The sequence below is a fragment of the Paenibacillus sp. Lou8.1 genome, assembly GCF_024213565.1.
Classification (GTDB): domain Bacteria; phylum Bacillota; class Bacilli; order Paenibacillales; family Paenibacillaceae; genus Paenibacillus; species Paenibacillus polymyxa_B.
In genome coordinates, this window is record NZ_JANAVN010000013.1 from 42,951 (window position 1) to 63,609 (window position 20,659).

At 46.5% G+C, this 20,659-nt stretch carries 20 protein-coding genes and 1 riboswitch; of the genes, 6 read left to right on the plus strand and 14 right to left on the minus strand.

Annotated features, from left to right (window positions below):
- Positions 1 to 16: 16 nt before the first annotated feature.
- The 3 genes from NLX78_RS18515 to NLX78_RS18525 form a co-directional block, all read right to left on the minus strand.
- Positions 17 to 364: a DUF1648 domain-containing protein gene (locus NLX78_RS18515; RefSeq protein WP_061831537.1), complete on the minus strand. Its 348-nt coding sequence runs from the start codon at positions 362 to 364 to the stop codon at positions 17 to 19.
- A 44-nt stretch (positions 365 to 408) separates the two neighbouring features.
- Complete coding sequence (locus NLX78_RS18520; protein ID WP_302057438.1) at positions 409 to 609, minus strand: SdpI family protein; 201 nt, start codon at positions 607 to 609, stop codon at positions 409 to 411.
- Between the two features lie 198 nt (positions 610 to 807).
- A complete protein-coding gene (locus NLX78_RS18525; RefSeq protein WP_023987004.1) occupies positions 808 to 1,644 on the minus strand; it encodes a YitT family protein in 837 nt (278 codons plus the stop codon).
- Positions 1,645 to 2,150: 506 nt separating this feature from the next.
- Here NLX78_RS18525 and NLX78_RS18530 point away from each other — a divergent pair.
- Positions 2,151 to 2,303: a hypothetical protein gene (locus NLX78_RS18530; RefSeq protein WP_010348453.1), complete on the plus strand. Its 153-nt coding sequence runs from the start codon at positions 2,151 to 2,153 to the stop codon at positions 2,301 to 2,303.
- Positions 2,304 to 2,424: 121 nt separating this feature from the next.
- On the opposite strand, the gene thiC is transcribed toward NLX78_RS18530, so the two are convergent.
- Together thiC and NLX78_RS18540 are read right to left on the minus strand one after the other, a co-directional pair.
- Positions 2,425 to 4,269: a phosphomethylpyrimidine synthase ThiC gene (gene thiC / locus NLX78_RS18535; protein WP_254351213.1), complete on the minus strand. Its 1,845-nt coding sequence runs from the start codon at positions 4,267 to 4,269 to the stop codon at positions 2,425 to 2,427.
- Between the two features lie 187 nt (positions 4,270 to 4,456).
- Positions 4,457 to 4,569: riboswitch (TPP riboswitch) on the minus strand.
- Between the two features lie 154 nt (positions 4,570 to 4,723).
- On the minus strand, positions 4,724 to 5,467 hold the full coding sequence (locus NLX78_RS18540) for an IclR family transcriptional regulator (protein WP_061831535.1): 744 nt from the start codon (positions 5,465 to 5,467) through the stop codon (positions 4,724 to 4,726).
- Positions 5,468 to 5,765: 298 nt separating this feature from the next.
- On the opposite strand from NLX78_RS18540, the gene NLX78_RS18545 reads away from it, so the two are divergent.
- Both NLX78_RS18545 and NLX78_RS18550 read left to right on the plus strand, forming a co-directional pair.
- Complete coding sequence (locus tag NLX78_RS18545) at positions 5,766 to 6,803, plus strand: alpha/beta hydrolase (protein ID WP_235307240.1); 1,038 nt, start codon at positions 5,766 to 5,768, stop codon at positions 6,801 to 6,803.
- A gap of 258 nt (positions 6,804 to 7,061) precedes the next feature.
- A complete protein-coding gene (locus NLX78_RS18550; RefSeq protein WP_254351214.1) occupies positions 7,062 to 8,441 on the plus strand; it encodes a Fe-Mn family superoxide dismutase in 1,380 nt (459 codons plus the stop codon).
- A 20-nt stretch (positions 8,442 to 8,461) separates the two neighbouring features.
- Here the strand turns inward: NLX78_RS18550 and NLX78_RS18555 are convergent, their stop codons facing one another.
- The 7 genes from NLX78_RS18555 to NLX78_RS18585 form a co-directional block, all read right to left on the minus strand.
- Positions 8,462 to 9,307, minus strand: coding sequence for a lipoate--protein ligase family protein (locus tag NLX78_RS18555; RefSeq protein WP_254351215.1), 846 nt, complete (start codon positions 9,305 to 9,307; stop codon positions 8,462 to 8,464).
- 164 nt (positions 9,308 to 9,471) lie between these two features.
- On the minus strand, positions 9,472 to 10,065 hold the full coding sequence (folE, locus tag NLX78_RS18560) for a GTP cyclohydrolase I FolE (protein ID WP_013308743.1): 594 nt from the start codon (positions 10,063 to 10,065) through the stop codon (positions 9,472 to 9,474).
- Positions 10,066 to 10,119: 54 nt separating this feature from the next.
- A complete protein-coding gene (locus NLX78_RS18565) occupies positions 10,120 to 10,374 on the minus strand; it encodes a YneF family protein (RefSeq protein WP_013308742.1) in 255 nt (84 codons plus the stop codon).
- Between the two features lie 105 nt (positions 10,375 to 10,479).
- Positions 10,480 to 12,213, minus strand: coding sequence for a tRNA epoxyqueuosine(34) reductase QueG (gene queG, locus NLX78_RS18570; RefSeq protein WP_254351216.1), 1,734 nt, complete (start codon positions 12,211 to 12,213; stop codon positions 10,480 to 10,482).
- 95 nt (positions 12,214 to 12,308) lie between these two features.
- Positions 12,309 to 12,746 (minus strand): ribonuclease HI, encoded by a 438-nt coding sequence (gene rnhA / locus NLX78_RS18575; protein ID WP_023986996.1) that lies wholly within the window; start codon positions 12,744 to 12,746, stop codon positions 12,309 to 12,311.
- Positions 12,747 to 12,839: 93 nt separating this feature from the next.
- Positions 12,840 to 13,424, minus strand: coding sequence for a signal peptidase I (gene lepB / locus NLX78_RS18580; protein ID WP_165178993.1), 585 nt, complete (start codon positions 13,422 to 13,424; stop codon positions 12,840 to 12,842).
- 131 nt (positions 13,425 to 13,555) lie between these two features.
- Complete coding sequence (locus NLX78_RS18585) at positions 13,556 to 13,981, minus strand: GNAT family N-acetyltransferase (protein WP_254351217.1); 426 nt, start codon at positions 13,979 to 13,981, stop codon at positions 13,556 to 13,558.
- A gap of 521 nt (positions 13,982 to 14,502) precedes the next feature.
- Here NLX78_RS18585 and NLX78_RS18590 point away from each other — a divergent pair.
- Both NLX78_RS18590 and NLX78_RS18595 read left to right on the plus strand, forming a co-directional pair.
- Positions 14,503 to 15,117, plus strand: coding sequence for a superoxide dismutase (locus tag NLX78_RS18590; protein WP_023986992.1), 615 nt, complete (start codon positions 14,503 to 14,505; stop codon positions 15,115 to 15,117).
- A 132-nt stretch (positions 15,118 to 15,249) separates the two neighbouring features.
- Positions 15,250 to 15,741 (plus strand): DinB family protein, encoded by a 492-nt coding sequence (locus tag NLX78_RS18595; protein ID WP_254351218.1) that lies wholly within the window; start codon positions 15,250 to 15,252, stop codon positions 15,739 to 15,741.
- A 196-nt stretch (positions 15,742 to 15,937) separates the two neighbouring features.
- Here NLX78_RS18595 and NLX78_RS18600 read toward each other — a convergent pair whose 3' ends face one another.
- Both NLX78_RS18600 and NLX78_RS18605 read right to left on the minus strand, forming a co-directional pair.
- Positions 15,938 to 17,371, minus strand: coding sequence for a PTS transporter subunit EIIC (locus NLX78_RS18600; protein ID WP_254351219.1), 1,434 nt, complete (start codon positions 17,369 to 17,371; stop codon positions 15,938 to 15,940).
- A gap of 24 nt (positions 17,372 to 17,395) precedes the next feature.
- Entirely contained in the window at positions 17,396 to 19,588 is a 2,193-nt protein-coding gene (locus NLX78_RS18605) for an alpha-galactosidase (protein ID WP_254351220.1), read from the minus strand.
- A gap of 174 nt (positions 19,589 to 19,762) precedes the next feature.
- Here NLX78_RS18605 and NLX78_RS18610 point away from each other — a divergent pair, with 174 nt between their 5' ends.
- On the plus strand, positions 19,763 to 20,584 hold the full coding sequence (locus NLX78_RS18610; protein WP_254351221.1) for an AraC family transcriptional regulator: 822 nt from the start codon (positions 19,763 to 19,765) through the stop codon (positions 20,582 to 20,584).
- Positions 20,585 to 20,659: the final 75 nt, after the last annotated feature.

A 20,659-nucleotide genomic window follows, 5' to 3' on the forward strand; every position in this document is an offset into this window, starting at 1 on the left:
GGATTTTTTATATGCTTTAAGCTTTTAAAAGGAAACATATGCCGAGAACTGAGAACACTAGGGTTATAAGGAGTGTGAAGAGACCAGGCAGGCTTTCCATGATTACAGAGCCTTCTTCGCTCTTGAACTGACGACTGAGATAGGGTTGAAGCGTTAGCATAATTATAAAAGATATGAGGCTAATTCCACACAACAACCATACCTCAGGGGAGGATTTGTCAACAAAACGGTCAGCCACATCATTGAAATTGTAGTGGATTGCTACATTCCTAGGCATTCTCGGATACATGAAAAGGTAGATAATGAAAGGCAAAACAGAAATAAGAAAAGACAATACATTAGAAAAATTTAATTTACTTCTCATAGAAATCCCCCTAATATGCTAAATCGATCTGCATTATACAGATATCAGCAGTCTATATTTTTATACCTATGGCTTAGAAAGAGAGAAGTAATAAAACTAATCATCGTCGGCAAACAAGAAACGAGCACCATATACACATTAACTTCTTGTCCTAATCCTATAGCGATCCCGATTAAGCCAAAGGCTATCCAAATATAAGCAGAGATACGATGCGTTTTCTTCCAAGCGCTTTCATTCGAAAGCAGCCAAGGAAACTTACGTCATAATTACCCTTATTTTTCATCCCGCCAAACCCTCCGTATAACAGGAATTGAGTGATTTCTCTTTATTATGCATATTTTCCAATACCAAAAATGGAAGAAACATCACAAAAACAAAAAGCCGATCCCTCAGGACCGACTTCCAACTATGTTCTCTTATAACCTTACCTTCGCGCATGCGAGTTACTTCGAAATATCCAGAAAACCCTCTCCGAACACGTCTCGCACGTCATGAATGGTGATAAACGCTGCTGTGTCGATGGCTTTCACTATCTTTTTAAGCGCTGACACCTCTTGTTTACTAATGACGATATACAGCACTTCTTTTGGATTTTTAGTGTAATATCCGTGGCCTGACAGCACGGTAACTCCACGATCCATTTTCGTAATGACCATCTCGGCAATTTTATCTTGGTGCTCCGAAATGATCATGACTGCTTTTTTCGGGTTCAGTCCTTCGATCATGAAGTCCATCACCTTCGTACCAACGTACAAAATAACGATAGTTAGCATCAATTTTTCTGGACCAATAATAAAATAAGAAGAGAACGCGACAATCAAATCAAAAAACAGCAGGCCATAGCTGATATTCCAATCCAGATACTTGTTGGCAATCCGGGCTAAAATGACCGTTCCTGCCGTTGTGCCACCTACCCGTACGATTAAGCCAATGCCGACCCCCACCAAAACTCCGGCAAATACAGCATTAATCGTCGGTTCATGCGAATCAATCCGCCAGTTGACCGTTAAATGTAAAAACAGCGAGTTAAAGGCGACCGCAATTATAGTGTACAGGGTCGTTCTCTTGTCCAAAAATTTATATCCGACAATCAACAGCAAGCCATTAATCACCAGATTGACGATCGAGGGAGACCACTGAAACAGGTAGTACAGGATGATCGTGACGCCAGTAACGCCCCCCTCCCCAAACTCATTCGGAATCACAAACAGATTAACAGCTAGTGCGAAAAAAAATGCACCCAGAATAATAAATGCAATATCTGCAATACTTTTTTTCATATATGCTCTAATCCTTTCTCTAACATTTCAAAGGATGAATCGCCAGATGGATTGGCTGACTCTTGTTGTCAAAATACGCTGACAACCAGTTCATGGTATCTACTACCAAACATAAAGTCAATACAACTTTGACACTTTAATTCGCCACCAGACTGCCTCAATCCTGACTTGGATTCCGCAAAATTGTCCTTTTACAAGGTTATTCGACAAAATAACACAATCCCGACTGCTAAACTAAGAAAACGGGCCTCTAGCCCTTGTTTTAGACCTAGGCACATTTTCCTCTAAAACGACCATCCTCCTAATCAACATTTTGGACACATATGACCATCTTCCTGTTTTATGTCAAAAGCGTTTTACTTTGAAAAAATGTGGGTATAATGATTGAAACATTACCAAGCAACCTACATAGCATTACGACATCAAGTACATACAAATAGTCCTATACAGACGTCCTAAGCAACTCAATCTGAATTTGACAATATGGAATTGGAGGAATGACCTACATGAATACAATGAACTTAACCGTCCACACCCTGATGCCCTTTCACCACCAATACCAACGTGCCAACGCGGTGAGTATGCAGAAGAAAGAAGATAGCTCGGAGAAGAAGCTCAGCTTTCAGGATATTTTAAATGAAAAAATGGGTAAAAAATAAGGCGCCGTTTATCCGGTTGCATGATCCGCTTTACATAAGCTAAAAAGCCGTAGTTTCCTACATCGACTGTAGAGAACCACGGCTTTTTTAATTCATTTGTCCCTAAACTCCCACGTTCGTTTTACTGACCTCCATCCCGATACTGCTCTGCCTTCTCGCGCATCCCCGCGGCTACTGCTTCTTGAGTGTCCAGCCCCTTATCCGCTGCATAGGCGCGAATGTCCTGAGTGATACGCATACTACAAAATTTAGGGCCGCACATCGAGCAAAAATGTGCTTCCTTGGCGCCCTCTGCCGGTAGCGTTTCATCATGGTAGGATAAGGCACGCTCGGGATCAAGCGACAGATTGAACTGATCCCGCCAGCGGAACTCAAAGCGCGCCTTGGACAAAGCATCATCCCGCTGCTGCGCTCGTGGATGCCCCTTCGCCAGATCGGCAGCATGTGCCGCAATTTTGTAGGTAATGACACCCTCACGGACATCATCCTTATTGGGCAGACCCAAATGCTCCTTGGGCGTAACATAGCACAGCATGGACGTCCCGAACCAACCGATCATCGCCGCCCCGATGGCTGAGGTAATATGATCATATCCGGGGGCAATATCCGTCGTGAGCGGTCCCAAGGTATAGAAAGGAGCCTCCTTACAAATCTCCATTTGTAAATCCACATTCTCTTTGATTTTATGCATAGGGACATGTCCCGGCCCTTCAATCATGACCTGAACATCATGCTTCCATGCGATTTGCGTTAGCTCGCCCAACGTTTCCAGCTCTGCAAACTGTGCTTCATCATTCGCATCATAGATACTACCCGGACGTAGACCATCCCCGAGAGAAAAGGCCACATCATAGGCTTTCATAATTTCGCAAATTTCTTCAAAATGTGTATACAAAAAATTCTCCTGATGGTGCGCAAGGCACCAGGCTGCCATGATTGACCCACCCCGGGACACAATTCCCGTCATTCTATTCGCCGTCATCGGAATATACCGCAGCAATACACCCGCATGAATTGTAAAGTAGTCCACTCCCTGCTCCGCCTGCTCAATCAGCGTATCGCGATACAACTCCCACGTCAGCGCTTCTGCTTCACCGTTTACCTTTTCAAGTGCCTGATACAGCGGCACAGTCCCAATCGGTACAGGAGAATTCCGAATGATCCATTCACGTGTTGTATGGATATTACGGCCTGTGGACAGGTCCATAACCGTATCCGAGCCCCAACGCACAGCCCAAGTCATTTTCTCCACTTCCTCCTCGATGGAGGAGGTAACCGCAGAATTACCAATGTTCGCATTGATCTTCACGTGAAAATGACGCCCAATGACCATTGGCTCACTTTCCGGGTGATTGATATTCGAAGGCAAAATGGCTCGTCCAGCCGCCAATTCCTGCCGTACAAACTCAGGCTCCACCCCTTCGCGGATCGCCGCAAATTCCATTTCGGGCGTAATGATCCCTTGCCGCGCATAATGCATTTGCGTCACTGTACGCCCTTGCGAAGCACGAAGCGGACGGTTGGTCACGCCGGGAAATTCCACTGTCTCCCGTTTGGAGCCAGGTTTCAGTCCATTATCCTCCGGCTTGACGGCGCGTCCCTCGTAAGCCTCCACATCGCCCCGTTCCAGGGCCCAAGCTCGCCGGAATGGAGGCAGGCCCTGACGGATATCGACCTGATAGGCTTCGTCGGTCATGGGACCGCTTGTATCATATACACGCAATGGCTCATGATGCTCCGTGCCCTGCGGCGTATGTGTAGGATGAAGAGCAATTTCGCGCTCTGGCACGGCAATGTCCGGCCGCGAGCCTTGAATATATACCTTACGGCTTCCTGGAAAGGGCGTTACCCCACTGGCTTGCTCCCCGTTTGTCTTCTCTACCTCAACTTCTTTTGTTCCTACCAATCTTACTTCTGCTGATTTCAATTCTGTTCCTTTTGTTCCTTCTGCTTCTGTCGGCTTCATTGTCCATTCCTCCCGTTTCGATGAAATGACACACCGATCCGGAACCATTCCCAGGGTGGCGCTGATCTATGCAAAAAAGCCGGTTCCCCAGGGAACCGGCTAATCTAACGAGGCAGCTATCCAGACAGTACGCATGTGGAATAATGATATTCCAATGCGTCACCGTAGACAGCAGCCGCGTATACATTTCAATGGCCGATTACTTCCCTACGCTGGTATGATCCAGATCAGGTGCAAAGGGTCCGGAATCTTGCACGATTCCATCTCAGCCCGGCATTACAGGCTCCCCCAGTAACTGTGATACTTTATTCACATGAGGCGGATATAACAGACATCCCGCCTTCCTTACCAGACTACTTCAAATTTATGGCTTTGGCAACCCTTTTAGGTTCCCTTTACCAAGGAGACGTTCTCCATCAAATCACTCTGCTTGCTTCAACTGTGTTCATTCTTATTACGGAAGCATAAGCCCCATTTCCTTCGCCGCTTCGATCAAAATCGGAGCAAAGTCATGTAGCGTCTCGGGTGCAAGTCGACTGACCGGGCCAGATACAGATAAAGCCGCAGTGACCTGTCCCTTCCGGTTCACAATTGGCGCTGCCACAGCAGCAGCCCCTGGCTCCCGTTCTTCATAGCTGGTCGCATAGCCCTTCTCGCGAATGTCCTGCAGCTGAGCTTTATAGACCTCCGGGTCTACTGAGGGCGGCCATTCATCCCCGCTTAGCAGGGCTTCCAGCTCCTGCGGCGGCATAAAGGCCGCCAGCACCTTGCTGGAGGCCCCTACAGCCAGCGGCATACGCGCACCTACAGGCGCAACCCTGCGGATCGCCTGATTGCTCTGCACGGCTTGTATGCGAATACGCATGCTGCCGTCCCGTAAGTACAAGCTGACCGTCTCGCCCAGACGGTCACGTAGTCCTTCCATTGCAGGTTGTAACAACACCGCCGGCTCGTCACTTTGGGACAAATGCGTGGATAGCTCCCAAATACGGAAGCCAAGTCGATATTTTTCCGTTTCGGCATTCCGAACGACAAAGCCCCGATCCTCCAACGTAGTCAGCAGCCGATGAACCGTGCTTTTATGTAGACCAATTTTGGAGGCAATCTCCGTCAGGCCAAGATCCGAATTTGCGGTAAAACACAGCAGTATATCAAGTGCACGCTCTACAGCGCGAACGGTTAATTTACGGTCTTCCATCGTGAACCGCTCCTCTTGTATCCATATTCGTTTCACACTATGAAACATGGTTACATAAATTATATAGAATAGTCGCGGCTACTGTAAACCGATGTTTTTGTGACAACCATATTACAGAACGAGAACAAACATCGACAATTCTTTGCATCATTTTTACTTTTCCGGTTCAGGCGTTGACTTTGGATAATCCCCATCATACGATAATAGGTATCTATACGGATCTACACTACTATTTTCAAGTGGAATTATACCTAAATTCTATGAAACGAAGATCAATTTTATATAAGGAGGCTCTTACATGATTTCGACATCCCAGCGCAACGCTCAGCTACAGACCGCTGTTCAGGAGCCGTCCACCCCACTCTTTAATCCCCGTCTGCTGCGGTTCAAGCACGTTGTGATTGCTCTGCTGCTGTCGGTCGTCTTTTTTCTGTTGTTTTGTTTTATTGCCTTGCATGCTTACATCGCATGGGTACTTACGAATCCCACCGTTGCACCGCTGTACTCTAATCCGATGCAGGCCAAAAGCATGCCTTATGAGGAAGTTAGCTTCCCTGCCAAGGATGGTAGCCGCATGGTACAAGGCTGGTATATCCCGGCGGATCAATCGCGGAAAACGATTATTTTCAGCCATGGTTATGGGGCTAACCGCGAAGAAAGCTGGATTCCCATGTATGATCTGGCGCATTATGCCCACAGTTTGAACTTTAATGTGGTCATGTTCGATTATGGATTTGCGTCACAAAACAGCAAAGCAGTCGCAACCGGAGGCAAAGCAGAATCCCAACAGCTCCTCGGAGCAATTCAGCTTGCGAAGCAACGCGGCTCATCGGAGATTATCGTATGGGGCTTCTCCATGGGAGCAGGCACCGCTCTTCAGGCGGGCTTGCAAACCAAAGATGTGGACGCAATGATTTTGGACAGCACCTTCCTGCTGGAACCGGATACGCTGTACCATAACATTCACAATCAAATTAATCTGCCAAGACATCCGTCTTTGGAAATTCTGGAGTTGCTGTTTCCAATTTTGAACGGCACCAGCTTGCATCAGATTCCATATCAGGAGGTTAAAAAGGAAAACTACCCGTTCCCGATCATGTTTGTGCATGGTACACAGGATGAAAAAGCTCCTTATCCTATTGCGGAAAAGCTCGCTGCCAATCAAACCAACCCGCTTTCCAGTGTATGGATTGTTAAAAACGGGATACATGAGCTTATTTTCAGAGAGCACCCGCGTGAATATTTGCGACGGGTATCGACGTTTCTAAGCAGTGTACAGGAGCTGGAGGACAAGAAAACCACCGCTGATGCCCACAAACAAACGAATACGAAGTAAAAAATTATTTTTCGAAGAACTATATTCTATTCTTCCCCTTGAAGAAGCCTGTCTATGGACACTTAACCCGTGCCGTAGCTGGGCTTCTTTTTCGTGTTCCATGGGTATTCATTGTTTTACCTAACAGATGTGACCGGATTAAGGGAGTTCATAGACATATTTCCGATGAGACAGTGAATATACTGGGTACGTATGCATCCAGGGCAGATCTGCCAGATCGGCCGGATAGCCATAGTGGGATACGGGAGGTAAAATACGATGCTGAGTACTTATGGGTCTTTCCTGCCCTTACGTGTGCTGGAGGAAATTCGGCATTGGAAGCAGCAGGAAAGTTGGCATGTGGAAGTGATTAAATCCGCTACCGAGGGACTGGAGCCTACTTATGTACGGCTGCTGGATGATTGGCGGACTGTATTCGAACAGACGGAACGCACCGCCATAGAGTTGCTTGAAGAGCAACGGAGCGCACTCGATCCGGCAGATCAGGCGTGGCATCAGGAATGGAAACAGATGTCAGCTGCTCCACAAGCACATACACACGAATTCACTGAACATTCTAAACAGTCAAGGGGATTAGACACATCATCATCTGTAAAAATGCCATTGTCAGAGTCAGCCTCAAACTCTCAGCTTGACTCACAAGAATTAAATCGTCGACTGGACGATTTGCTGCAAACCGCAAACCGTCAGTCACAGGAGTATGTACGGCAGCTCGGGCTGCTAAGCGAGCACAGTCATGCATTGCGTCAGCAACCAAAATCCGCCGGAGTTGTATTACACGCGGCACATGAAAGCCAATATTTCCTGATCTCGACAACCCCCTTTCAGGAACCTGGCTCCATCGCAAGGGCTGCTAGGTTGTATCATGTAGCTACAGAGGGTGAGAATTACCCAGAGGAAGAACTTCGAGAACGGCAGGCAGACATAAGGGGAGAAGGCGCATGGACGACTAAAGGCGTCAAGTCCAGCCAGGCGCAACCTTCGGCAACGGAAAAAACCACAATCGGCCGGTCGGTTCCTATTGGGGGACATCGGCTACCGCCGCTCCCTTACCCCTATAATGCGCTTGAACCGTATATTGATGAGAAAACAATGCGTATTCACCATAACAAGCATCATTTGAGCTATGTGAATGACCTGAATAAAGCGGAAAAGAAGCTGGAAGAAGCTCGAAAAACAGGTGATTTTGACCTCGTAAAGCATTGGGAACGGGAACTGGCATTCAACGGCGCAGGCCATTATCTGCATACTCTTTTTTGGACGATCATGAGTCCACAAGGTGGTGGAAACCCAAGCGGACCGCTGGCTGAACAGATTAAAAAGGATTTTGGCAGCTACGATGCATTCAAAAAGCAATTCAGTTCAGCAGCCGAAAAGGTCGAGGGTGGCGGCTGGGCTATCCTGGTATGGAGTCCACGCGCGGGACGACTTGAAATTTTGCAGGCCGAAAAGCACCAGAATCTGACTCAATGGGAGTCCATTCCGCTGCTAGCGCTAGATGTATGGGAACATGCATATTACTTAAAGCATCAGGCCGAACGCAACAAATACATTGAAGATTGGTGGCATGTCGTTAACTGGCCAGAGGTTGCAGAGCGCTATACCCAAGCCTCCAAACTGAGATGGCAACCCTTCTAAGCTTCTAAGCTAAAGAAAAACTACACCTGCAAATCGTATCGCTCTCTGAGTGCTGCCATTTGTTCGGTCAATTCTTCCGGTTGTACCAGCCAGCCAGCGGCAGGTAAAACGGCTGTCCGGCTCTCAACGATACGGCGCAGAGATGCCGTGTACGCCTCAACAGACGGCACTCCAGCCAGCTCTGCCAGGCTACCCATTGTTGCTGGATTCACCCGGGGGTAATCCTGCTGCTGCACGCCTGCCGACGTGTCCCCGGCTGCCTCTGTGTAGAACTCCTGTACCGCCTGTGCACGCTCTACACCACTGCCCTCAATCATCACGAAAGCTGTGATGATATACGCCTTGGCTTGGCGCCGCTGTGCAATGCCGCAAAATTTGCGGCCTCGGACGCTGACATCGTAATCCCCGGGACAGAAGGACCCGGGAATTTCTCCGGTCTGCGCCTCGCCAGACCACGGAACCAGCGCATCGGCAATTAGCGCTGCCATGAGCCGGAAATCCTCATGCAGGCTGATGGCCCGCTGTGGATTCGGCAGGATCAAGGACAGGTTCAGCACCCCCCTGTCCAGCATGACGGCTGCTCCACCCGAGGGGCGTACGCATACCGAGGTTCCCGCGCTGCGCACTCGCTCCATCGCCTGTGGGGCGTAGGGAAGCCTGCGGTCCCGGTGACCGATCACAAGCGCTGACGGATGCCGCCATAGATGCAAAATGGGTGCAGCTCCTTTCCCTACTTGCCGACAGGCCAGCTCCTCCCAAGCCAGCGGAGACAAAACGTCCTCCTGAGTGGCCGCGAGTGGCGCTTCAAACCACTGCAACTCAGGCAAAGCTGTTGTTTTTTCTGTTGATCTATGTACATTCTCCATACGTTATCCCCTATCTGTAAAAATAACTGTTATCCATAGGCTAATTGTATTTTAAGGCGGCTATCCCGTCGTCTCTATTTCTGATGTTAACAAAAAAAGGTGGCTACGCCTATGCGTAAACCACCCTTTTTTTGTTCATCACATAAACGTCTTGCGATGTTCGATCAATCCTTGAGCAGCGACAGAAATTCTGCGCGCTGTGCTGCATCATCACGAAACGTACCACGTACCGCAGACGTTACCGTTTTGCTACCAGGCTTTTTGACACCTCTTGCACACATGCACAGGTGCTCGCCTTCCACGACCACCATAACCCCGTGAGCGGAGACTGCTTCATTTAAAATATCAGCGATCTGTGAAGTAATACGCTCCTGTACCTGCAATCGGCGGGTCACTGCCTCTACCAGACGTGCAAGCTTGCTCAGTCCTACAATTTTGCCGCTGGGTACATAGCCGATATGCACTTTTCCGAAGAAAGGAGCCATATGGTGTTCACACTGGCTGTAATAAACGATGTCCTTCACGATCACAAGCTCCTCGTGATTCTCGTCAAATGTCACACCCAACGCATCCCGGGGATCAACCTCATAACCCGCAAATATTTCCTCATACATGCGCGCAACGCGTGCCGGTGTTTCCAATAACCCTTCACGCTTGGGGTCCTCACCGATCAGTTGTAAAATCTGCTCCACATGGTACTCGATTTTATCCCGGTTATCCGCAGCTTTGCGGTTAATATAATCTTTTACGCCAGCCACAGTAATCCTCCTCTATGCAGCAACCTCATGCGGCATCCGTGCTCACGTTGCTCATTATTTCCGACGGCCCTGATTTTTACGCGGACCAGGCTGATTTTTGGAGAACTGTTGGTTCTTCATCATCTGCTGGGCTTTTTGCATTTGTTTCCCATTCAGGTTGTAACCCATCTGTTTGGCCATTTTTTGCAGCGTTTCAGGGTCGTTTTGCATCTTTTCAAGCTGTTTACGAAGATAATAAGCACCGATGAAAAATCCCCCAACCAAACCAGCAATCAGGGTAATAATCGGAATGACAATATTCCACACCACGAAGTCGTCACCTCTGTATATTTATATGAAACATCTTGAATTGCACGAACCTATCATAGCAAAACATGGGACAGCTAGCAAATCACTTTTTGCAAACATATGTCCTTATTGTTTCTCCAAATCCAGCAGCTTCGTCTTGACTGGCAAGCCTCCAGCATAACCGACCAAACTTCCGTTTTCACCCGATACCCGATGACATGGAAACAGGATGGGTAACGGATTTTTATTATTTGCTTCCCCAACAGCACGTACCGCCTTGGCTCGGCCGATCGATTCCGCAATATCTTTGTAGGACACACTTTGCCCGTACGGAATATTTTGCAGTGCACGCCATACCTGTTCTTGAAAAGGAGTCCCTCTCAAATCATAGGCTATACTAAATTCCCGTCGTTCTCCCGCAAAATATTCACGCAGTTGATCTGCGGCTTCGCGCAGTTTGTCAGGTTCCTGCACATAGACATATTCCCCAATCCATGTCCGGGCCCATTGCTGAAGCAGTGCTTCCCTCGCATGAAAAACGCCATAGTCTATTCGGCACAGCCCCCGATCTGTAGCGCACAGCGTCAACGTGCCCACAGGTGTCTCCATTTCATCATAATAAATCGTAGTTGGACCCTGCGAGTCCTCAATCATTAATTCAGACGCCTTTTGCTGTTCTGCCTGCTCTTGTTCCTCTAGTTTGGAATGCGCTTGCGCGATCATTTCGCGTACTTGCTCATGTTGTTCCTTCTCTGATGCTTGCTTGATCGCTGTCATAGCGTTTTCCCCTCCTATTCGACTCAAAGCCCACGCCGCCGTGCCTCGCAGCTCGGGACGCGGATCATCCAATAAAACCTCCGTTAATTTGGGCACCGCGCTGATATCCTTGAAATTGCCCAGTCCAATGACCGCATTGCGTTGAATGGGCTTCTTCCCCCGCCAAGCCGCTGCACTTTGACCGAATCGGTCTTTAAATTCACGGTTGCTCAAATCCAGTAACGGCAGCAGCAACGGCTTCACAATTTCAGGATCGGGTGTAAGCTCGGGATGGTGATCCCAGTTGAGACCCCGATTTTTGGGGCATACCATTTGGCAGGTATCACATCCGTACAGCCGATTCCCTATCTTCCGCATAAACTCCTCATCCAGAAAGCCCTTCGTTTGCGTCAAAAAGGACACACACCGCTGGGCATTCAGCTGTCCAGGACCCACAAGCGCGCCCGTAGGACAGGCATCCAAACATTTGGTACACTCGCCGCAACCATCCGTTACCGGTTCATCTGGCTGGAAAGGAATGTTCGTCAACAGCTCACCTAGATAAATCCATGATCCCAGCGTCGGTGAAATCATCATCGTATTTTTGCCGCTAAAACCAATCCCTGCGCGCTCCGCAACAGCTCGATCCGACAGTTCTCCGGTATCCACCATGTTTTTCAATATGGCATCAGGCACCCGCTCACTTATAAAAGCCTCAAGCTTTCCCATCGCTTCGCGTAGTACCAGATGATAATCTTTCCCCCAGGCTGAACGCGCCAAAATACCACGGTACTTCCCCTTGTCCGACTTCGGCGGGTCCTTCATTTTAGAAGGGTACGCCACCGCAATAGCAATCAGAGATGCAGGCTGTGAGCCATACAGCTCCGGGTAGATCCGCTTATCAATATCTGGCTCCTCAAAGCCGGATTCATAGCCTTTCGCACGATGCTCTTCCAATATAGCTTTCAGAGACAGAAAGGGGTCGGCGGATGCGAACCCGATGGAGTCGATACCCAGCCCTGGAGCTGCCTCAATAATTTCCTGCTTGAGCGCAGCCCAAGTCGAAGCGGTTCCGGCAGCCGCCTGAGTCAATCCGCGTTGCATCCGATACTCACCTCTCTTCCACTTTTTATCATTACAGATATGAGGATTTGCAAAATTCCCATATCTCAAATTTCAACAGAAAATAGCAGCAGATGCTACCGTAAATTTTTAACAGCACTGGTCGCCAGAAAATCACAGCGATTATTCAGTTCGTTGTCACTGTGCCCTTTAACCTTCACATATTCAACCTCATGCTTACCCATCAGTTCCCACAGTTCTTCCCATAGTTCCTTGTTCTCCACTGGCTGATTTTTACTGTTGCGCCAGCCATTACGAAGCCAATTCTTAATCCAGCCCTGTTTAAAGCAATTGACGACATAGGCAGAGTCACTGTGTACTTTCACATGGCAAGGCTCCTTGAGCAGCTTTAGCGCTTCTATCACGGACTTGATCTCCATACGGTTGTTTGTCGTCATTTTCTCGGCACCTGACAGCTCCTTACGATGCTCCCCATATAGCAAAACGATCCCCCAGCCCCCAGGGCCCGGATTTCCCGAACAAGCACCGTCGGTATATACCATCACTTCTTTCATCATCCTCTTCCTTTCCTCATCGGTAACCGCCTGCTCCGTCATGGTCCTGATCGGTTTGGACGTGTTCCGCATTGATTTCAGACTATAGTTACTCTATAGCCATTTCCACTCAGATATGGGCCAAAATATAAATTCTGCACGTCCCAGTAAATCTTGAGATTTAATGCTGCCAAAATAGCGGCTATCCTTGCTTGCTGCAGTATGGCGATTATCCCCCATGACAAAAAAGTGCTCCGGCTCCACCGTAAAGGGACCATAATCACCATCCTCCACGTCAGAGTTAGTATAAGGTTCATTTAGTAGCTCACCGTTCACATACAATTGATTATGCTCAACTCGGATTACATCTCCGGGAATACCTATAACTCTCTTCACTAAAAATCTTGGACTCGACAGCTTGGAATCAGGATCTTTTAAAATCACAATGTCCCCCCTGCCCGGATCATGAAAATTATAAACCAGTTTGTTAACGAACAAATGCTGGCTTTCCATTAGCGTCGGCTGCATCGAATGTCCTCTGACCGTGGACAAGTTAAATACGAACAGGTTCAGAAGCAGCAAGACGACCATGGCGATCAGCAGAGTGACTAACCAATCGCGTATGTAACCAGAGCGGCCTGCTTGTTTGGACGTTTCCGGCGAGGGAAGCGGGCCTGACGAAGGAGCCAAAGCGTCCATAATTAAACCTCCTCAACCCTGTTATAAATAGAAAAGCATATCCCGTACCCGATTGCAACGGTTACTCAGATATGCTCTAAATGTAAATATTATACTTAATGTTATTCAATTCTCTTTATTTCGATTCCCGATTAATGAGGCGCCAAAATACTCAGCTTCTGAAAAGCCTGTAAAATCTGGCTTGCTCCATAGCCCATCGCTTCGTACAAAGGCATGGCCGCACTGTTATGCTTGTCCCCTGCTACCCAAATACGGCTAACCTTACGTTGCTGAAAACGCTGCTCCATGGACTCCACAAGCGACTTGCCGATTCCCATCCGACGACGATCCGGGTGAATAGCGATACGATAGTAACAACCATCATTCTGATCGATCGTGCCGATCAAAGCACCAACGATCTCTCCCTCTTCTTCTGCAACGATGATCAAACCGGAATCCCACGAAAGCTGACGGGCAAACGCACTCACCGTCTCTTTGTAGCACTCCTCTGACAAGGCAATTTGCATGAGTGCCGTTACTGAGTTCACATCACTTAATTGAAAGGAACGAACGTGCATAAGTAATATCTCCCTTTTCGTAAGCATAATAAAAAAATTGAGACAGCACCGTCATTTTTACATAAATCCTTAAATTTCTTATCATGGTGTTAATCACAAGGCATTATGATAAAAATGCATACGATCTGCTATATATGAAATGAAGAACAGGAAAAGGGTGTATGCCCTCAAGTTCGTCATGTCATAGACATGACAGATTATAGCAGACGACAAAAAAGCCGAAATTTCTGCTTCCTTGACCATTAAACCATACTTTTTGACGGAATACATCCCTTTTTCTCATGTAAGCGCTGTATATAAAGCGTTTACATTTTAAAGTTCACAATTTACCTCTTATTACCTATGTATTGTGTATTCCAATCGGGTTTTTGGACATGCTATCTACCAGGCCGTATTGCCCAGTTTGCTATTTTACAAACAAAAATGTTGATAAAATAGGCTGAATGCGGTTTAATATAACTGTCGAGGGTATTATTACATAGGAACACTTACCCAACCATATAACCAGGAGGGATTTTACTATGGCATTTCAATTACCAGAACTTCCTTACGCAAAAGACGCACTGGAACCGCACATTGATGCACTGACAGTAGAAATTCACCATGATCGTCACCATAACACATATGTAACGAACTTAAACGCAGCTCTGGAGAGCGCTCCTGAACTGCAAAGCAAGAGCCTGGAGGATCTGATCTCCAATCTGGACAGCGTTCCTGAAAGCATCCGCACTGCGGTTCGCAACAACGGTGGTGGACACCACAACCACAGCCTGTTCTGGGAAGTTATCGGTCCTAACGGCGGCGGACAACCGACAGGTGCTATTGCTGAAGCAATCAGCAACGAGCTGGGCGGCTACGACAAATTTAAAGAAGACTTCACTAAAGCAGCTACAACACGTTTTGGTAGCGGCTGGGCTTGGTTGGTTGTCGGCAAAGACGGCAAACTGGCGATCACTAGCACTCCAAATCAGGATAGCCCGCTGTCTGAAGGTCTGACTCCGGTACTTGGACTGGACGTTTGGGAGCATGCTTACTACCTGAAATATCAAAACAAACGCCCAGACTACATTGCAGCATTCTACAATGTAATCAACTGGGATGAAGTAAACAAACGTTACGCGGCTGCAAAGAAATAAGCCAGTAACAACATCTCTATCCTATAATAGGGCTGTCTCAAAAGTAGATTTTCTACGAATGAGACAGCCCTTTTGGCATTCCATGGTAAACTGGTGGAGATGATTCTCAAATACAGCTCTGGAGGTTGATGGATGCAGACTTTTTTTCGTTACAACTGGATGATTCGGGAACAATGGTACCGCTGGTGTGAAGAGGTGTCGCAGGAGGAATTACTGAAACAACGCGTCGGCGGAGTCGGCGGCATTCTAAAGACACTCTTTCATATCGTTGATGTGGAGTGGAGCTGGATTCAAACGATTCAGGGCAAACCCGACCTTCAAGAGGACTTCTCTCTCTATGATACGCTCGACAAAGTCCGTGAGCTGGATGCAAAGTTTCGACTCGATGTCGAGCCGTTCGTGCTCGCCTGGCATGATGGTCTGGAACGGAAAAGGTTCGAAGATCACCTCCCGGACGGCAGGATTGTAATTGATGCCTGGGGCGAGGTGATGCGTCATGTTATCGCCCACCAGATTCATCATATCGGGCAACTGTCCGTATGGTCTCGGGAGCTCGGCAAGCCTCCAGTTTCGGCCAATGTAATCGGCAAAGGGCTGATTGAAAGCGATCGTAGCATTGATTAGCTTTAACGAATGTACATGCATACCCATATAAACTTAAGGCCGACCTCGGTCGTTAGTAACGACTGAGGTCGGCTCTTTTACTTTATCATCTATGCTCTCTTGTCCATTCCACGAATGTTCTATTATTTTTAACCGTTTTCATAAAAACTTGATGGTACCTTACTAATTTTGTCCAACCTGTTCATATTCTCTTGGTTCAGGCTCGTGACCTCTTACTCTTAAAAGCACCGTAAGCCAATGTAAATAATGCTCCACATAACAGGGCAATAAGATGAGCGATCAGATAATTCATATGACCACGGTTCTCTGACGCGGCAATTGCAAAGCCGGGAAGAGCCGTGGTTCCGAATCCTATGGCTGTCAGCTTGCTTAAATATACATATGCTCCCGCAATCATTCCTCCGAGGCATCCAGCAACCAAGGGGAACTTATACTTTAAAGTGACCCCAAAGATCGCTGGTTCCGAGATTCCAAAAAGTACAGACCCGAATGCAGAGTAACCCATTTCTTTAACCTTGGTGTCTTTGCGATTCAAAAGAATATACCCCAAAACGGCGCCCCCTTGAGCCATCAAAGCTACTGATGCCAACGGGTTGATAAAATTTCTGCCTGTATCGGTTAACAGCTGCGCTTCTACCGCACCCATAACATGATGTAAGCCTGTAATAACAATGATCTGCTGAATGCCTGCAAAAAACATAAAACCGAATATTCCTAGGTTTTGTGTCATCCAAAGCAGCGAAACAGTCACCAGACTAGCCAACTCTCGCCCAAGAGGGCCGATAATAGTAAACAATAGCAGGGAAGAAACAAAGACCGTCAGCAACGGAGCCAAAAATAGTTTAATCATGTCTGGAACCTTTTTGTTAAAAAACTGATCCAACTTGGCTACCACATATCCCATCATTAGAGCAATAATAATACCGCCCTGAAAGCCTACCAACTGTACGGGAAGGCCGAAAAGACTGATCGATTCCGGATTTTGGCTCCCTTTAGCTACCTCAAAGGCGTCCGCCAAGGCTGGATGAAGCATAATTGCACCCAGCACAAGCCCCAGAATCGGACGGCCGCCATATCTCTTGGTTGCAGAATAAACAACAAGCAGCGGCAGGATGGTGAAAATACCTGTGGAAACGATTTGAACAAAGCGATTGATCCCTTGGAAAATTGGATACATCTCCACAATCGATTTAGGGCCGAATAGCCCCTTCTGGCCTAATAGACCGGTGATCCCCATTAACAATGCGGCGGCAAGAATTCCAGGCATGATCTCAATGAAGACATCTGACAGCGATTTAATGGCTTTTTGAAAAGGATTTTGCCTTTGTGCGGACTTCGATTTGACGTCACTTAATGACATATCTTCCGTTCCGGTCAGTTTGGAAAACACGGCATAGATATTATTGACCAACCCTGCTCCAAAAATGATCTGTAGTTGATCCCCCGCTATGAAAACGCCTTTAACCAGATCAATATCTTCAATCATTTTTAATTCCGCTTTTTCATTGTCCTCAAGTACAATTCTTAATCTTGTGGCACAATGGGCCACACCGATAATGTTCTCTTCACCACCGATATATTTTAAAATTTCTTGAGAAATTTGCTTATACTGCTTTTCTTTTGCTTCCATCTAGTAAAACCTCCTCTAGCTGAATCAGATGTCTTCTTTAACAAATCTCCAGAACATGCCTAAAAAGTCCTGCTTTACCCTGGCAAGCGTTATGCCGACATGCATTAATTCATCACCGCCGAACAGCTCGCCAGTTTCTACATTTCTATAAACGTAGTCTGGATTCAAACCTTTGAATTTTAACGTTTTAATCGCGGCTGCGGGTTGGGATAAAACCTTGAAATAGCTGGCCGCCATTTCCGTTTGATCTTCCGACACAAAGTTCCATGCAGCTTCATTTTCATCAAACGGATTAATGATTCTATAAAACTTCCCAAATTGAATGAGCGATCTAATTTCTTTATATAGAGCTATCTGTTTTTTTACTATTTCTTTTTCCTCAACGGTTAATGTCGTCAGATCCAGCTCATATCCAAAATTCCCGGCCATGGCGACATAACCTCTGGTCTCCAAGGGAGTTATTCTACCCACTTGATGGTTGGGTACCGTGGAGACGTGTGCCCCCATAGTAATCGGAGGGTAGACAAGACTTGTTCCCCATTGAATCTTCAGTCGGCAAATGGCATCCGTATTGTCACTCGTCCAGGTCTGAGGCATGTAATAGAGCATGCCGGCATCAAAACGGCCTCCTCCACTAGAACAGCTCTCAAATAAGACATGGGGAAATCTTGATGTAAGCTCTTCCATAACACTATAGAGTCCCAGGATATAACGATGCGCAGTCTCCCTCTGTCTCTCAGGTGGCAAGGCAGCCGAACCCACATCCGTCATGTGACGATTCATGTCCCATTTTACATAAGTAATTGGAACGTCCGATAAAATATCGGAAACCGACTTAATAATGTACTCACACACTTCCTTCCTCGATAAATCCAACATCAGTTGATTTCTTCCCAACGTATACGGACGATCAGGGACATGGATACACCAATCGGGATGCTTTCTGTATAAATCGCTGTCTATGGATACCATTTCAGGTTCAAACCACAAACCAAACTCCATACCCAGGTTTCGTATGCGGTTTGCAAGATCCAGCAATCCATCTGGAAGTTTGCGACGATCCACCACCCAATCGCCTAATGAAGTATTGTCATCATCCCGTTTTCCAAACCAACCATCATCCAATACAAACAGTTCCACTCCTACACTTTGAGCTTCCTTCGCCAACTGCTCAATCTTGTCGGCATCAAAGTTAAAGTAAGTGGCTTCCCAGTTATTAATCAGGATCGGCCGCTCTTTGTCACGAAAAGGCCCACGACATAATCTGTTCCTGTATAATTCATGATAAATTCTCGACATGCCGCCCAAGCCGTTTTCGGTGTATACCATGACCACTTCTGGTGTTTGGAACGATTCCTCAGGTTCAAGCAGCCATGTAAAATCAAAAGGATTAATCCCCATCGTGACTCTTGTGTTCCGATAGGAATCTACCTGGGTCTGGGCCGTAAAGTTCCCGCTGTACACCAGATTAAAGGCGTACACTTCACCTTGTTCTTCATCTGTTCCTTCTCTTACAAGTGCCATAAAGGGTGCCTGTTGAGGGCTGCTGGCTCCACGGCAGCTGTCTACCATTTGAATTCCAGGTAAAATTTTTCGCCTTGCTATATTTTTTTCATTATTATGCGCACCGTACAAGGTAATTAGTTCATATTCATCATCACGAAAATCCACACTAGCACTTAACGCTTTAAGTAGTTTTAGCTGCTGCCGACCTTCATTATCGAAACGGACTGAACGGGTAATGACATCCCGCTTTGGATATAGGCTATAGGATAGTACAACCTTTACATTAATTAATGGGTCTTCAAGGACGATTTCCAGAGTTTCTACTTCGCCAGCATCTTCTGCATAAGTAGAAGGAAGCCCTTTCAATTTTGGTTTGCCTTGGTAAACCCGATGTTCTTTATAGCGAAAGTCTGTCACTGTAGAACCATTCTCCAATTGAAGCTGATACGCAGGAATCCTGAAATCACTATTTCCAAATGACGGATATTCTTGCGGGATAGTATCCAGTGAAAAGGCTCGATCCGAGCCATCGGGATTGGGTGAAAATCCTCTATCCATAAAGATGATTTTATTGCTTCCCCGATAGTTCTGAATTTTCTTTCCCCAATACAGATGGGCTAAATAACCATCTCGTATAACCTGCATGACATAACTCGTATTGCTGCCTTGTAAATGGAATAAAAGCTTCTCTTTATCGATGTGTATAGCCATAGCAACCCCCTTATAGAGCCAATAGTACGATTTCCAAAAAGTATAAATTATGTTGTTTACTTATTGTTTACATCCTAATCATAATTGAATAGTTTTAATAATTATATGGAATAATGTAGACTCTATATGAAACGGTGTGATAATATGCAGAGATGAACTAAGGGGTGAAAATAAATGAGTTCACACTTTTCCAATCATTCCTATAACAACCTGGATCTCAATTTATACACATGTGGCAAAGAAAGCTGTACCAGCAAGCACTCTTATGGTCCAGCCATTCGAAGCGGGTATATGGTACATTATATTTTAAAAGGAAAAGGGATCTTTAAAGTCAACAATAAAATCTATCATTTGGAGAAAAACGATGCTTTCTTTATTGAGCCGAAGGTTTTAATTTACTACGAAGCGGATGAAGTCGACCCATGGGAATATGCCTGGATTGGTTTTAATGGGGTGCAAGCAAAAGAATATCTAAGCCGGACCTCTATCAATACGGACAATCCCATTTTCCGGTTTGAAGCAGAGGGCAGCCTTGCCCGCTGTATGGAAAGCATCGTCGTTTCTTCTACACTGAAATCCAACAAGGACCTACTCCTTGCATCCAAGCTGTATGAATTTCTGTATCTGATGTTTGAACATTACCCTAATCAGGAAGTCAACCCTGAGGTAAGACAGCAGCGGTATATTAAAGAAGCGCTTCTCTTCATTCAACAAAACTATTCACACTTCATTACTGTAAGCGACATTGCCAAGTACATTTCAATTGACCGTTCGTATTTGCATCGTTTATTTAAACAGCAACTAAATAAGTCACCACAGGAATTTTTATTGCATTTGAGGATTGAAAAATCGTGCTCCCTATTAAGAAATACTTCCCTTAAAATCGGGGATATCGCTCGGTCTGTAGGGTATAAAGATGTACTCCTATTCTCCAAAATGTTCAAAACGGTCAACAAGGTGACTCCATCCGAATACCGAAACCCCCCCCAAAAATAACACACTTCGTTCGCAACTAAATTAGGCATATTCATTCCAAAAACAGAAAAATAGCGGCAGCATGGATCAACCTCA